This window comes from Pseudomonas sp. 21 (genome assembly GCF_000955805.1).
Classification (GTDB): Bacteria; Pseudomonadota; Gammaproteobacteria; order Pseudomonadales; family Pseudomonadaceae; genus Pseudomonas.
The window spans coordinates 66,707-81,691 of sequence record NZ_JYOA01000004.1 but is presented as its reverse complement, the minus strand read 5'-3'; the positions used below and the strand labels follow the sequence as shown (position 1 = coordinate 81,691).

The window sequence follows — 14,985 nt, the reverse complement described above, 5'->3', positions numbered from 1 at the left end:
GCCACCTCCTGAATTTCCTTGCGTTTTTTAACTTATTGAAAAATAAAGGAAATTTTGATTGGTGAAAAAATCACCAATCTGTCACACGGCCCCAGTTCACTGGGGGTATGGGCTGTTTTCAGCAAGTTCTCCACTGAGTTATCCACAGCTTCTGTGGATTGTCCCGAGCGCTTGCTCAGGAGCCTTGTTCCAGGGCCTTTACGGCGGACGAGGCCGCTCCTGGCGAGCGGCTGGTAGACTGGCGCGATCCTTTGCCACACCTCGGAGACCTGCATGCCCCTCGATCTGTCCGCCCTGTTGATCGGAGCGCTCGCCGGATTGCTGCCCATGGCCGCGCTTGCCTGGCGCCTGCAAGCGCGAAGGGTCGAGGTGGAGCAGGAGGCGACCTTGCTGCGCGAGCGGCTGGCGACGGCGCAACTGGCGCAGGACGGGCTGTCCGCGCGGGCTGAGGCGGATCGCGATGCTTTCCAGCGCCTGAGTGGCCGGCATGGCGAACTCTCCGCCGAGGCGGCGGCGTTGCGCCGCGAAGTTGAACTGGGCAAGGAAGAGCGGGCCCGCCTGGGTAACGCCGAGCAGGACTGGCAGGCCGAGCGCGCCGACAAGGAAACCGAGCTGCGCCGTCTTTCCGCCGAGCATGCGGCGCTATCGGCCGAGCTGCGCGAGCAGCAGGACAATCACCAGCAGCGCCTGGGCGACCTGCAAGCCGCGAAGGACGACCTGCGTGCCCAGTTCGCCGAGTTGGCCGGGAAAATCTTCGACGAGCGCGAACAGCGCTTTGCCGAGTCCAGCCAGCAGCGACTCGGGCAACTGCTCGACCCGCTCAAGGAGCGTATCCAATCCTTCGAGAAGCGCGTGGAAGAGAGTTACCAGGCCGAGGCCCGTGAGCGCTTCTCGCTGACCAGGGAGCTGGAGCGCCTGCAGCAGTTGAACCTGCGCCTGGGCGAGGAAGCCACCAACCTGACCCGCGCCCTGAAGGGCCAGAAGACCCAGGGCAACTGGGGCGAACTGGTGCTCGAGCGCGTGCTGGAGTATGCCGGCCTGGAGAAGGGCCGCGAGTACGAAACCCAGGTCAGCCTGCGCGCGCCGGATGGCGAGCGCTTCCAGCCTGACGTGCTGATCCGTCTGCCTGGCGACAAGCAGGTGGTGGTGGATGCCAAGGTCAGCCTGACGGCTTACCAGCAGTTCATTGCCGCGGACGACGAGGTCATACGCCAGCAAGCGCTGAAGGCCCATGTGTTGTCGTTGCGCAGCCATGTGAAGGGCCTTTCCGACAAGGATTATCGCCGCCTCGAAGGCTTGCACAGCCTCGACTTCGTGCTGTTGTTCATGCCGATCGAAGCCGCTTTTTCAGCGGCGCTGCAGGCTGAGCCGAACCTGTTCCAGGAGGCCTTCGAGCGCAACATCGTGATCGTCAGCCCGACCACCCTGCTGGCCACGCTGCGGGTGATCGACAGCCTGTGGCGCCAGGAGCGGCAGAACCAGAACGCCCGCGAGATCGCCGAGCGCGCCGGGGCGCTGTACGACAAGTTCGTGCTCTTCGTGCAGGACCTGGACGAGATGGGCACTCGCCTGCAGCAGTTGGACAAGACCTACGCCGCTGCGCGCAACAAGCTCTGCGAAGGGCGCGGCAACCTGATCAGCCGCGCCGAGCAGGTGAAGCTGCTGGGTGCGCGGGCCAGCAAGAACCTGCCGACGGAGTGGCTGGAGCGGGCGTTGAGTGATGATGCGCCGGTGGTGGAAGAGGGCGAGTAGGCACGGCTTGCAAACGGACCTGTAGGAGCGAGCTTGCTCGCGAACCCCTATCTCTCGTACACATCCATGTGGCCGACGGGTCCTGTTCGCGAGCAAGCTCGCTCCTACGAAGAGCCCGGCGTTGTTTCCGCGGTGGGGCGTATGCGCTCTGTCAGAACAGCGAGTAAGGCTTGCCCGCCGTGCCATCGGCGAAGCGCCGCAGCCGGAAGGCGTGCAGGTCCATTCCGGGATCGCCCCTGTGTATCCACTGGCTCATCAGTTGGCCGACGATCGGCCCCATGGCGAAGCCGTGGCCGCAGAAGCCCGTGGCGATCAGCAGTCCGGGCACTTGCGCGGGTGCATCGAGCACGGGAATGCCGTCGGGCAGCACGTCGATCAGTCCCGCCCAGCTTTCCACGACTTTCACATCGCGTAGTGCCGGGAAGGCCTTCGCCAGATTCTGCTGTGCCGTGAAGACGCGCGCGGTGTTCGCCTTTACCTGCGGATCGCGCTCGCCCAGCACCGGGCCGTTAATGCTCCTTTCCGAACCGGGCAGGCGCTGGCGCAGGTCGTGGAACAACGCGCCGTTGAGCTTGAACGAGAATCCCGCGCGGTGCTCCGGCAGGTGCGGCAGGTAGTGCCGGGCGCCGCGCAGGTAGTCGAGGTTCAGGTCGATGTCGGCCTGGGTTTCGTCGGCGAGGTTGATGCTCCCGTCGGCACGCTGGCGGAAGCCGATGCCGTGGCCGATGAAGCTTTGCGCGCCAACGTCCGGGCCGGGGCTGGTGCGCGAAACGGTACAGCGCACGGCCTGTTGCGGCAGTTCCAGGCCGAGGCTCTGCACCAGGCGCCAACTGCTGGCGCCCGCGCAGATCAACAGGTGTCGGGTTTTCACATAGCCGCGCTCGGTCTGCACGCCGCAGACGGCGCCGGCGGCGCGGTCGATGCCGGTGACGCCGCAGCCTTCGACGAACACGGCGCCACGCTCAATGGCACGCAGCGCATAGCCGGGCGCCACGCGACGCGGCTCGGCCTGGCCATCATTCGCGGTATACAGGGCGCCCAGCGCGGGATCGCTCAACGCCGGCATCATCTGTGCGACTTCTGCGCGGCCCAGCAGTCGGGTGCCGAGGCCGAAGTTGGCGGCGACCTTCAGCCAGTCTTCGTACTTGCGCTGCTGCTCCGGCGTTTCGGCCAGGTACAGGCAGCCGCCCTGGCGCCATTCCAGCGGCAGTTGCAGCTCTTCTTCCAGGCGTTCCCACAGCGGAATCGCCGCCATCATCAACGGTACTTCCGCCGGATCGCGCGCCTGCTGGCGGACGAAGCCCCAGGCGCGGGTGGATTGCTGGCTGGCGATCCCGGCCTTGTCCAGCACCAGCACGCTCAGGCCCTGGCCGGCGAGTTGCCAGGCGGTGGCACAGCCCATGATGCCGCTGCCGGCGATGACCACGTCCACCTGCTCCGGCAGGCGCTCCACGCGGGAGGGAAGGGCGGGGTGAAGCGGGTAGGTTCCCATCGGCATACGGCGGCATCCCTGAGTCGAATAACGGATGCCGCAGTATGCGATCGGCGTGCGCCGCGCATCCACTGCGCGGGCGCGCCGACAGGCCTTACGAGGCGCGCGCGGCCCGGCTGGCGGCCGGCGAACGGGCCAGGTAGTCCAGCGCTTCCTGGGTGTTGGCCTCGTGGTCCGGGTGGTACCAGGGCTTGAAGTAGCGCAGGAAGCTGGTGGCCAGCGAGCTGATCTTCGGCAGCACGCCGGACTTCGAGCCATCGCGCCAGATTGCGGCGAAGGAGCGTGGTTTGGCGATGGTGGGGTCCTGTCGCGACAGGGTGCGGGTGCCGAAGGCGAACAGATAGATGATCAGCGGCCACACCACGAACATCCACAGCTGCCGGCTGACGAAGGTGCCGCCCAGGTGCACGTGCAGGTCATGGGCGACGTTGCGGTGCTCCACTTCCTCGGCGCCGTGCCAGCGGAACAGGTCGAGCAGCACCGGATCGGCCTTGGCGCGGTCCAGCGCATCGGCTTCGAGAATCCATTTGCCGAGGATGCAGGTGAAGTGCTCCACCGCAGCGACGATGGCGCAGCGCTGGCCGATCCACCAGCGCTTGAGCCAGGGGGTGCGATTGAACAGTTCGATACCCAGCGGCGTGTCGCTGAGCAGTTGCTCGAACAGGTAGTCCATGACCTTCAGATAGCGCGTGGAGTCGATGCCGTGGTGACTCAGGTAGCGCTCCAGGGCACCCGAGTGGGCGCGGGCGTGCATGGCTTCCTGGCGGATGAAGCCCTGCACGTCCTCGCGCAGCCGGCCTTCCTTCACGAAGGGCAGCGCCTTGTTGTACAGCCGGCAGAACCACAACTCGCCCGCCGGCAGCATCATGTGGATGACGTTGATCGCGTGGGACGCCTCGGGCTCGCCGGGAATCCAGTGCAGCGGCGAGTCGGTGTAGTCGAACTGCACCTTGCGTTGCACCAGCTTGTGATGATGATCGTTCATGGCAGTTCTCAGGCAGTGAGATTGAGGCGGGCGAACAGGCGCGACAGCCAGGGCATGAAGCGCCATTGCAGGGCGCCCAGGTGCACTTCGCTGCCGACTTTCACCACCGGCTGGTTGCGTTCCACCGCGCGGGTGATGCGTTCGCCGACGGTGTCCGGGCTGAGCCGGCGCCGACGGTAGAAGCGCTGCACCTTGGCGCGGTGTTTCGCCTGTTGTTCGTCATCCAGGCCGGCGAAGCGCGTGGCCTGGACGATGCCGGTGTCGACGAAGCCCGGGCACGCCGCGCTGACGCCGATGCCATGGCCCGCCAGTTCGGCGCGCAGGCACTCGCTGAGCATCAGCACCGCAGCCTTGCTGGTGGCGTAGGCCGGGTAGTTGCGTGACGGCGCAAAGGCCACGCCGGAGGCGACGTTGACCAGGTGCCCCGGCTTGCCGGCCTCGACCATCTGCTTGCCGAACAACCGGCAACCGTCGATCACGCTCCACAGGTTGATGCGCAGCAGGCGTTCCCATTCCTCCGGGGTGGTCTTGAGCATCGGCCCGGCCATGCCGATGCCGGCATTGCTGACCACCACGTCGGGTACGCCGAGGCTGCTCTTCACCCACTGCGCGAAGCGCTCCATGGCGGCGCTGTCGCCCACATCCACGCAATAGCTGTGAGCCGTGGCGCCGACCGCACGGGCCAGCTCGGCACTACGTTCGGCGGCGGCCGGGTCGATGTCCGCGGCCAGCACGCTGGCGCCGCGTTCGGCGAAGCTGAGCAGGGTTGAGCGACCGATGCCGCCGCCCGCGCCGGTGACCACCACCAGCTTGCCGGCGAAGGGGCCGGCGCCGGGTTTCAGCGCCGCGCGCTGCAGTTCCGGGGTGGCTTCGCCGCCCTCGATGTGGCTGACGAATTCGTCGATCCACTTGCCCAGCCGGGCCGGTTCGGCGAGCAGTTGCCAGTGTCCGGCAGTGACATCGCGGCGCCACAGGCGCGGCGCCCACAGCGAAAGCTGCTGGAACAGTTGCTGGCCGACGTAGCGGTCGCGGGTCGGCACGATAAGTTGCACCGGCACCTCGGTGTGGCGCTTGCGCGGCTTGAAGATCGAGGTGATGAAGTTGGCCCGGTAGAGCTTCACGCCGTGCTCGCCATCGCTGGCCTGGTGCGGGTTGCGCACCGGGTTGCGGATGCCTTCGACCTTGCGCAGGTACTGCGGCCAGGCCTTGGCTGCGCCGAAGCGCCAGGACAGCGACGGCAGCAGCGGCAGGTGGAAGTAGTAGATGTACCAGGAGTGCAGCAGCTGGCTGGCCATCTGCAGCAGCGCGCGCGGGGTCTTGCGGCGCAGGCGGTCGCGCATCCAGAAACCGACGTGGTCCAGGCAGGGGCCGGAGACGCTGGTGTAGGAGGCGATGCGGGCGCGCAATTGCGGGTCGGTGACGCTTTCCCAGGTCTGGATCGAGCCCCAGTCATGCGCCACCAGGTGCACCGCGCGCTGCGGGCTGACGGCGTCGAGCACGGCCTTGAGGTCCTGGCTGAGCAGTTCCAGGCGGTAGTCGCGGGTCTTGCGCGGCTTGTCCGATTCGCCGGCGCCGCGCACGTCGTAGGCCACCAGCTGGAAGCGCCCCGAGAGGTGGCGGATCAGCGGCAGCCAGGTTTCGTGGTTGTCCGGGTAGCCGTGGACGAACAGCACCATCGGCAGGTGCGCCTCGCCCCAGCGCCAGACGGCCAGGCGTACGTTGCCGGACTGCACGTCCAGCCGTTCCGGCGCCGGCAGGCTCTTCTCCAGCATGGCGTTCATGCCACCTCCCGCCGCGCCGGGGCGCTGATCAGGCCGCGTTCGGTCCAGCGGCGTACGTGGGGCAGGTCGTCGTCCAGCCAGTAGGCGTCGTCCTCGGTGACCACCAGCAGCTCTTCGAACTTGGCGCCCACGCCGCGCAGGCCCAGGTGCGGCTCGACAGCCCAGAGGCCCGGCGTCGGTGCGTGCTGCGAACGATCATTGCTCGACCACAGCGGCGACCAGCCCTCGCGGCGGCCGGTGATCAGGGCGTTCTTCATCAGGGTGGCGATGTTGCGCACGCCAAAGCGCGCCACCGACGGGCCGGTGTTGCGCGCGCCGAGTTTTTCCACGCGGTGCGCCAGCACTTCGAAGGGGTAGGCCTTGTGCCGCGGCAGGGTGCCCTGGCGCTGGCAGAGGCGGTCCACCGACTGGCTGACCTGGGCCAGCGGCAGGCGCTGGCGCACTTGTTCGACGATCAGGTTGCGGTGTGCCAGCAGGTCGTCCATCAGGCGCTCCACCAGCAGGTTGTGGCCCAGTGCGCCGGAGTAGCCGACGTCGGCCGTGTAGGCGCCCAGGGTCGGCGCGCAATCGAGGATGAAGGGCATGCCTTCCTCCAGGCGCTGCTTGCCGGGGTAGAAGGCCAGGTTGAAGCCGCCCAGGTGGCGCAGGCCGTCGAAGCCCTTGAACGAGGTGCGGCTGCCGAACCAGGCGAAGGGCTGGTGGAACCAGTCGCGCACGCCGTGATCGAGCAGCCAGGTCTTCATCAGCGCGGCGGTCTCGCGCTCGCTGATGCCCGGGCGCAGTTCGCCGGCAATGGTTTCGCAGCAGCGGTAGGCCAGTTGCTGAATCTCGCGGAAGTGCCGCAGGTCTTCGGGGGTGGGCACCCAGGCGCCTTGGGACATGACTTTCTCCAGGCTGGTTGTTGTTATCGTTACATCGGGCGATGTCACGATCGATGCTGACCCATCGGATGCCGTTGCGCCATGCGTGCGTCGCGGGCCTGGAGTGTTACCGGAGCGGGGAGCCGCTGGCGGCGCGGGTTGCGGCCGGCAGGGCGAAATCGGGCGGGTGCAGTTCCCGTCTTTGGTTGGGCCTCGGGGATGAGAAGGAGATCACCGAAGGATTAATCCTTCCGATTGTTCCGGGGGCATGTCGATGGCTATCATCCGGCCATGAGCACACCCCTGAACCTCCTGCAGCGCCTGCTGCAACGCCCGGATGACGCGCCTTCCGCGCTGGAAGACGAGCGCGAGTACTCGGTGGATGAACTGGCCCGCGAGGGCGGCACCACGGTGCGCAACCTGCGCGCCTACCAGGATCGCGGCCTGCTGCCGCCGCCCGAGCGCCGTGGCCGCGCCGGGGTGTATTTCGCCAGCCACCTGCGCCGCCTGCGGCTGATCAACCGCTTGCTGGAACGCGGCTACAACATCGCCAATATCAAGGAGCTGCTGCACAGCTGGGAAAGCGGCCATGACCTGGACCATGTGCTGGGCCTCGACGAAGCCATCGTCGGGCCGTGGAACCTGGAGTCCCCCGGCAGCATCGAGTTCAGCGACCTGCAGGCGCTGTTTGGCGATGAGCTGGACGACGCCGTGATCGACCAGGCGCTGGCGCAAGGGCTGCTGGCGTTCGATGGCGAGCGCATCAGCATTCCCAGCCCGCGCCTGTTCAATGCCGGTGTCGAGCTCTACCGCGCGGGTATTCCGCTGGCGTCGCTGCTGGATCACCTGGCTGTATTGCGCCGTGATACGGAACACCTGGCCGCCGGCATCGTGCGCCTGGTGGTCACCCATCTGGTGGACAAGCCGGGCGCTGACCTGCTGCCCGGCGCGGCCGATCTGGAGCGCCTTGCCGAAGTCTTCCAGCGCCTGCGCCCGGTGGCCGAGCAGGTGGTGCTGGTGGAGCTGGCGCGAGGCCTGAAGCGCTCGGCCAACGAGATGCTCGGCGAGCGCGTCGGGGAAATCCTCCGTCGCCTGGAAACCCCGGAATAGGCAGTCAGCTGGCTGCCTGGGCCAGCTTGCCGCGCAGCCAGCGCCGCGCCGGGTCGTCCTCGCTGGCCTCCGACCAGATCTGCACGAAATCGAACGGCGCCAGTTTCAGCGGCGGCTCGAAGCTGGCCAGGCCATGGCTTTCGAGATCATCCGGGAGCATCCGCGCAGCAATCGTCAGCACCAGGTCGGTGCCCGCCAACAGGCTGGGCGCCACGCTGAAATGCGGCACGGTAGAGGCCACCTGACGGCGCCGGCCGAGCTTTTCCAGATGACTGTCGATCTCTTCCGCCGGGCTTTGTTGCAGGGCGACCCGCAGGTGCGGCGCGGCGAGGTAGTCGTCCAGGTCCAGGCGCTTGCGGCCGCCCAGGGTGTCGCGCGAGCACAGGCAGACGAAGCGCTCCTCGAACAGGCGCTGCACGCGCAGCCCCTCGGGCAGCATCGGGAAGACCCCGAGGGCGCCATCCAGTTCGCCGCTCGCCACCTGCTCGGCCATGCCCCCGCGCGAAGCCTGGCGGACGTCCAGGTGGATGCCCGGCGCCTCGCGGCGCAGGACCGGCAGCAGCGTTGGCAACACCACCCAGGCGCCATAGTCGGACATGCCCAGGCGCAGCTCCAGCTCGGCACTGGCCGGGTCGAAATCATCGCCCAGCACCAGCCGGCGTACGCCGCCGAGGATTTCCCGCAGCGGGCCGGCCAGCTCGAAGGCGCGGCGAGTCAGCTGCATCTGGTTGCCGGCGCGCACCAGCAGCGGGTCGTCCAGCAGGTCGCGTAGGCGATTGAGCGCGTGGCTCACCGCCGGCTGGGTCATCGCCAGCCGCTCGGCGGCGCGGGAGACGTGGCGCTCTTCCAGCAGGGCATCGAGGATCACCAGCAGGTTGAGGTCGATGCGGCGCAAGTCATGAATCGAGTGCATTCAGGATGTACCAATCATTCATTTCCATGAGCTGGATGGATAGCAGAAGCTGAGCTCCATCGACAAGCCAGGGAGAATCTTCGATGTCAAAACTGCTTCTGCTATTGCCTGCCATCGCTGTGGGCGCAATGGTTGCCCTGCAGGCGGGCAGCAACTCGCTGCTGGGGCGCCAATTGGGGCATCCGCTGAGTGCCAGCCTGACTTCGCTGGGTGTCAGCCTGGCGGCGGTGATCATTGCGCTGCTGGCGTTCCGCGTACCGCTCCCGGCCGCCGCCGGAATCGCCACCACGCCCTGGTGGGGCTGGCTGGGTGGGCTGTTCGGCGCGGCGTATCTGACGGTGGCCGTGATGCTGGCGCCGCAGCTGGGCGCGGCGACTTTCCTGGCCTGCGTGGTGGCGGGGCAGATGCTGATGTCGGCGCTGTGCGACCAGTTCGGCTGGGCCGGTTTTTCGGTGCGGCGGTTGTCGCCCGAAGGTTATCTGGCCATCGGGCTGATCATTGCCGGGGTGGTGTTGTTGCAGTGGCGCGGGAGGGTGGCGTGAGCTGCCTTCTGCCATGGGGGCTGGGCGGGTTCGCGAGCAAGCTCGCTCCTACAAAAAGCCACTTGAAGTTACGGCTGACTGTAGGAGCGAGCTTGCTCGCGAACCGCCGCCGCTGCGAACGAACGGCGGGCGGACTTATCTCAAACTCAGATGCCGACTCAACAACGCCCGCAACGCCGCCGGCTTCACCGGCTTGGGCAGGAAGTCCAGCCCCGCCGCATGGATCTGCGCCACCAGTTCGGGGCGGGCGTCCGCGCTGATCACCACGCCCGGCACCGGCTCGCCCAGGCGGGTGCGCAGCCAGGCCATGAGGTCGGTGCCCAGCTCGCCGTCGTCCAGGTGGTAGTCGATCAGGGCCAGTTGCGGGCGCGCGTCGCCGTCCAGCAGGGCCTGGCACTCCTCGCGGCTGCGTGCGGTTAGCACGCGGCAGCCCCAGCGGGTCAGCAGGCTGTTCATGCCGGTGAGGATGCTGTCTTCGTTGTCCACGCAGAGCACCTGCGCGCCGTTGAGCTGTTCCGGGGTTTCCACCTTGTGCCCGTTGAGCGGCGCCGGAGCGGGTTGGCGAGCCAGCGGCACGCTGACGCTGAACACGCTGCCCTTGCCCGGCCACGAGCGCACTTCCAGGCGATGGTCGAGCACCTTGCAGAGTCGGTCGGCGATGGCCAGGCCCAGGCCCAGGCCTTTTTCGGCGCGGGTCTGGTGGCTGTCCAGGCGTTTGAATTCCTCGAAGATCACCTGCAACTTGTCCGGCGGGATGCCGGGGCCGTGGTCCCAGACTTCCAGGCGCAGATGGCCAGCCTCGCGGCGTACACCGAGCAGCACATGGCCCTTGGCGTAGCGGAAGGCATTGGTGAGGAAGTTCTGCAGCACACGGCGCAGCAGCTTGATGTCGCTCTCCACGCGCAGCTTGCTGCCGCGCACGTGGAAGTCGATGCCGTGCTCCTGGGCCAGCACGCGGAATTCCACGCCGAGGGTGTCGTACAGGTTGCTCAGCGGGAAGGCCGCGACGTCGGCGCTGACGCGGCCGCCTTCCAGTCGCGAGATGTCCAGCAGGTCGGTGATCAGGTCTTCCGCCGAGCGCAGCGACGAATCCAGATGGCGCACCAGTTCGGTGGCCTCCTCGGGCAGTTTTTCCTGGTGGGCGAGGGCGGCGGAGAACAGCCGCGCGGCGTTCAGCGGTTGCATCAGGTCGTGACTGACCGCGGCGAGGAAGCGCGATTTCGACTGGTTCGCCGCCTCGGCCGTGCCCTTGGCCTCGGTGAGCGCCTGGTTCAGTTGCGACAGCTCGAACGTGCGCTCCTGGACGCGTTGCTCCAGGCCTTCGTTGGCGTCCTTCAGGCCCTGTTCGGCATCGCGGTAGTTGGTGATGTCGGTGAAGCTCATGACGAAGCCGCCGCCGGGCATCGGGTTGCCGATCAGCTCGATCACCCGGCCGTTGGGGAACAGCCGCTCGGAGGTGTGCGGCGTGCCCTGGCGCATCCAGTACAGGCGCTTGGCGACGTGCAGGTCCGGGTCGCCCGGGCCGCAGAGGTTTCGCTCGGCGTTGTAGCGGATGATGTCGGCGATCGGGCGGCCGACGTAGATCAGCCCGTCCGGGTACTCGAACAGCTCGATGTAGCGGTGGTTCCAGGCCACCAGGCGCAGCGACTGGTCGACCACGCTGATGCCCTGGGTGATGTTCTCGATGGCGCCCTGCAGCAGTGCGCGGTTGAACTGCAGCACCTCGGAGGCTTCGTCGGCGATCTTCACCACGTCCTCCACCTGCATCTCGCGGCCTTCGATGGCGGCCTTCACCACGGCGCGCGCGGAGGAGGCGCCGAGCACGCCGGCGAGCAGGCGTTCGGTGTGGGCGATCCACTCGTCGTTGGCGTTCTGGCTGGGGGTGAAGCCCTTGCCCTGGCGGTAGGCGAAGCGGATGAAACTCTGTCGCGCGCGCTCCTCGCCGACGAAGCGTGCGGCGAGCATCAGCAGGTCTTCCAGCTGTACGGCGAGCATCGAGCGCGAGCTGAGCTTCTGGGAGATTTCCTGGCCGATGAAGCGGCTGGCCTGCCAGTGCTCGGAAACTCGGGTGCGGGAGAACACCGAGACCAGCCCGAACAGCGCGAAGTTGCCGATCAGCGAAAGCAGCACGCCGAGGGTCAGTGGCTCGATGGACAGGCCGAACGGGCGGCCGGCGAGCCAGGCCAGGCCGGGGAAGGTTTCCAGCGGCCAGCCCAGGCCCTTGGCGACCACCGGCAGCACCAGGGTATAGGCCCAGAGGAAAGAGCCGGCGGCCAGGCCGGCGAACACACCACGGCGGTTGGCCTGCTTCCAGTACAGCGCGCCGATCATCGCCGGGCCCAGTTGGGCGATGGCGGCGAAGGCGATCTGGCCGATGGTGGCGAGGCTCGCGGTGGAGCCCAGCAGGCGGTAGCTGACGTAGGCCAGCAGGAGGATCAGCGCGATGCTCACCCGGCGCACGGTCAGCAGCCAGTGGCGGAACACCTCGAAGGGTTGCTCGGCCTCGCCTTTGCGGCGCAGCAGCCAGGGCAGCAGCATGTCGTTGGAGACCATGGTGGACAGCGCCACGCTGGCGACGATCACCATGCCGGTGGCCGCCGAAGCGCCGCCGATGAAGGCCAGCAGCGCCAACGCGGGATGGGCCTCGGCCAGTGGCAGGCTGATCACGAAGGAGTCCGGCATCACGCCCGCCGGCAGGTGCATCTGCCCGGCCAGGGCGATGGGCACCACGAACAGCGCGGCCAGCACCAGGTAGATCGGGAACACCCAGCGCGCCAGGTTGAGGTCGCGCGGCTCGATGTTTTCCACCACCAGCACGTGGAACTGCCGCGGCAGGCACATGATCGCGGTCATCGCCACGCCGGTCTGCAGCAGCATGGCCGGCCAGTGCACGGTTTCCTTCCAGTATTCATTGAGCTGCGGCGCGACGCGGGCCTTGTCCACCAGGTCGCCGAAGCCGTCGTAGAGGCCGTAGGTGACGAAGATGCCGACGGCGAGGAAGGCGGTCAGCTTGACCAGCGACTCGAAGGCAATGGCCAGCACCATGCCGCGGTGGTGCTCGGTGACGTCCAGGTTGCGGGTGCCGAAGACGATGGTGAACAGCGCCAGGATCAGCGACACGATCAGCGCCGTGTCCTGGGCGCGAATGCCGGTGGAGTCGGGGCCGGCGCCGATCAGCAGGTTCACCCCGAGAACGATACCCTTGAGCTGCAGGGCGATGTAGGGCAGCACGCAGACCACGCAGATCAGCGCCACCACGACCGCCAGCGCCTGGGACTTGCCGTAGCGCGCGGCGATGAAGTCGGCGATGGAGGTGATGTTCTCCTGCTTGCTGATCATGATCATCTTCTGCAGCACCCAGGGCGCGAAGAGCATCAGCAGCACGGGGCCGACGTAGATCGGCAGGAACGACCAGAGCTGGTCGGCGGCCTGGCCGACGGCGCCGAAGAAGGTCCAGCTGGTGCAATAGACGGCCAGCGAGAGGCTGTAGACCCAGGCGCGGACACGCGGCGAAAGTGGGGCGCGACGGCGGTCGCCATAGAACGCGATGGCGAACAGGACCGCCATGTAGAGCAGGGCGACCGTTGCGATCAACCCACTGGACAACGACATGCTGACTCCGGAAATGACTGGCTCCCCCGCAGGAGCGCTGGCAGCAGTTTCGCACCAAAGTCCGGAACTGTCAGACGCCTGCTACCAATGTCTCAGTGGCGCTGTGTCGCGCCTCACACTTGAGGGGAGGGCGCGGTACTGATAGCTTGCCGGGCTTTTCGCGGTCCGTCTGTCGCGCCCGGCTGGGTACGCGGCACTTCGCCGGGCCGCTACGCTCTGATGTGAGCGATGATTTCGCGTCGTGTTTCGAGGAGGGCGCCATGTTCAGACCGTTACCCATCACCTTGCAGCGCGGGGCCCTGCGCCTGGAGCCGATGGTGGAGGCCGACGTGCCGGACCTGGTGACGCTGGCGGAGCAGAACCGCGATGTCCTGCAGTTCATGAGCGCTCCGGGGCGCCCGGACTGGTACCGCCAGGGCCTGGCCGACCAGCGCGAGGGCCGGGCGCTGCCACTGGTGGTGCGCCTGGGCAACCAGATCGTCGGCACCACGCGCTTCATGGATTTCCTCCCGGCGCTGCCGGCCTGCGAGATCGGCGCCACCTGGCTGGACCAGAACCAGCACGGCAGCGGCCTCAACGCCACCATGAAGTACCTGATGCTGCGCCACGCCTTCGACAGCTGGAAGATGGTCCGCGTGCAGTTCAAGACCGCCGCCAGCAACGAACGCTCCCAGCGCGCCATCGAGAAGCTCGGCGCCGTGCGCGAGGGCGTGCTGCGCAACCACCGGCGCCTGGCCGGCGGGCGGCTGGACGACACCATTCTCTACAGCATCACCGACCAGGAATGGCCGCAGGTGAAGGCCGCGCTGGAAGCCGGTTTCGTCGGCTGAGTGGTACTCTGGTCGCGGCTTCAGAACCCCTAACCCTCTCCCCCAGAGGAGAGGGGACTGATCGGCGCAGGATGAAGCCGTTGTGTCAGCCAGCACGGACGGCCTCCTCTCCCTCTGAGCGGGGCGCGTAGCCAGGGCTGGGGTGAGGGGAAAGCGCTGGCACCGTAGTAGCTCCCGAATGGCGCAGCGCCCAGAGAATCGATTGGCGGAATGACCCATGGCAGAACACGACGCGAGCGGCGAACGCACCCGCTTCTGGCGCGCCCAGGAACTGGGTGGCGTCGAGTTGCTGCATGCGCGCTACATCGAGCAGGTGTTCTCGCCCCACGTCCATGAAGGCTTCGCCTTCGTCATGATCGAGCAGGGCGCGCAGCGCTTTCACCATCGCGGTGCCGAGCACTTCGCCCCGGCCGGCAGCGTGGTGCTGATCAACCCCGACGAGGTCCACACCGGCTCCAAGGCCGACGAAGCCGGCTGGCGCTACCGCGGCTTCTACCCGGAGCTGGCGCAGGTTTCCGGCGTGCTGGAGGAACTGGAGCTGGGCGGAGGCGGCACGCCGTCGTTCGACGCCAGCGTGGTATTCGACCCGGAACTGGTGCAGGCGCTGTTCGCCGCACACCGGCTGGTGGATTCCGACGCCACCGTGCTGCAGCGCCAGACCTGCTGGCGCGAGGCGCTGCTGTTGCTGTTCCAGCGCCACGCGAGGATTCCCGAGGCGCCGCCTGCGGGCAATGAACCGGTGGCCGTGGCCCGCGCCCGCGAGCTGCTCGGGTCGCGGCTGATGGAGCCGCCGTCACTGGAAGAACTGGCCGCCGCCGTCGGCCTGTCGCCCTTCCACTTCGCCCGCGTGTTCCGCAAGGCTACTGGCCTGCCGCCCCACGCCTGGCTCAAGCAGCGCCGGCTGGAGCAGGCGCGTGCCCTGCTCAAGCAGGGCTGCATGCCGGTGAATGTGGCCATGCAGCTGGGCTTCGCCGACCAGAGTCACCTCAGCCGGCAGTTCAAGCAGGCCTATGGCGTCGGCCCCGGCGAGTACCGCCAGGCTTGTGCACGGTCTTTCCGCCCCGCCTGAATTTCCCCGCGCCGTAATCAGCCAGATCTCGCCACCGAC

10 protein-coding genes and 1 pseudogene are annotated in these 14,985 nt (G+C 67.5%); 5 read left to right on the top strand and 6 right to left on the bottom strand.

The window, feature by feature from the left end; all coding sequences use genetic code 11:
• Positions 1–387: 387 nt before the first annotated feature.
• A complete protein-coding gene (gene rmuC / locus UB43_RS09925; RefSeq protein ID WP_177329792.1) occupies positions 388–1,752 on the top strand; it encodes a DNA recombination protein RmuC in 1,365 nt (454 codons plus the stop codon).
• Positions 1,753–1,903: 151 nt separating this feature from the next.
• Here the strand turns inward: rmuC and UB43_RS09920 are convergent, their stop codons facing one another.
• From UB43_RS09920 to UB43_RS09905, 4 genes are all read right to left on the bottom strand, one after another.
• Entirely contained in the window at positions 1,904–3,250 is a 1,347-nt protein-coding gene (locus UB43_RS09920) for an FAD-binding oxidoreductase (RefSeq protein ID WP_082085814.1), read from the bottom strand.
• A gap of 88 nt (positions 3,251–3,338) precedes the next feature.
• Positions 3,339–4,229, bottom strand: a complete 891-nt coding sequence (locus UB43_RS09915; protein ID WP_045210331.1) for a metal-dependent hydrolase — start codon at positions 4,227–4,229, stop codon at positions 3,339–3,341.
• Between the two features lie 8 nt (positions 4,230–4,237).
• The gene (locus tag UB43_RS09910) at positions 4,238–6,010 is read right to left on the bottom strand and encodes an SDR family oxidoreductase (protein ID WP_045210330.1); all 1,773 of its coding nucleotides are present in this window, start codon (positions 6,008–6,010) and stop codon (positions 4,238–4,240) included.
• Positions 6,007–6,891, bottom strand: coding sequence for a M24 family metallopeptidase (locus UB43_RS09905; protein WP_045210329.1), 885 nt, complete (start codon positions 6,889–6,891; stop codon positions 6,007–6,009). The genes UB43_RS09910 and UB43_RS09905 overlap by 4 nt, the downstream gene beginning before the upstream one ends.
• A 270-nt stretch (positions 6,892–7,161) precedes the next feature.
• On the opposite strand from UB43_RS09905, the gene UB43_RS09900 reads away from it, so the two are divergent.
• Positions 7,162–7,980 carry a MerR family transcriptional regulator gene (locus UB43_RS09900; protein ID WP_045211267.1) on the top strand — a complete coding sequence of 273 codons (819 nt, stop codon included), beginning with the start codon at positions 7,162–7,164 and terminating at the stop codon, positions 7,978–7,980.
• Between the two features lie 4 nt (positions 7,981–7,984).
• Here UB43_RS09900 and UB43_RS09895 read toward each other — a convergent pair whose 3' ends face one another.
• The gene (locus tag UB43_RS09895; protein ID WP_045210328.1) at positions 7,985–8,893 is read right to left on the bottom strand and encodes a LysR family transcriptional regulator; all 909 of its coding nucleotides are present in this window, start codon (positions 8,891–8,893) and stop codon (positions 7,985–7,987) included.
• Between the two features lie 83 nt (positions 8,894–8,976).
• On the opposite strand from UB43_RS09895, the gene UB43_RS09890 reads away from it, so the two are divergent.
• A complete protein-coding gene (locus UB43_RS09890; protein WP_045210327.1) occupies positions 8,977–9,435 on the top strand; it encodes a DMT family transporter in 459 nt (152 codons plus the stop codon).
• A gap of 135 nt (positions 9,436–9,570) precedes the next feature.
• Here the strand turns inward: UB43_RS09890 and UB43_RS09885 are convergent, their stop codons facing one another.
• Positions 9,571–13,047 (bottom strand): PAS domain-containing hybrid sensor histidine kinase/response regulator, encoded by a 3,477-nt coding sequence (locus UB43_RS09885; RefSeq protein ID WP_045210326.1) that lies wholly within the window; start codon positions 13,045–13,047, stop codon positions 9,571–9,573.
• Between the two features lie 228 nt (positions 13,048–13,275).
• On the opposite strand from UB43_RS09885, the pseudogene UB43_RS09880 reads away from it, so the two are divergent.
• Together UB43_RS09880 and UB43_RS09875 are read left to right on the top strand one after the other, a co-directional pair.
• A pseudogene (locus UB43_RS09880) lies at positions 13,276–13,877 on the top strand (GNAT family N-acetyltransferase).
• A 217-nt stretch (positions 13,878–14,094) separates the two neighbouring features.
• A complete protein-coding gene (locus UB43_RS09875) occupies positions 14,095–14,946 on the top strand; it encodes an AraC family transcriptional regulator (protein WP_045210324.1) in 852 nt (283 codons plus the stop codon).
• The last annotated feature ends 39 nt before the right edge of the window (positions 14,947–14,985 follow it).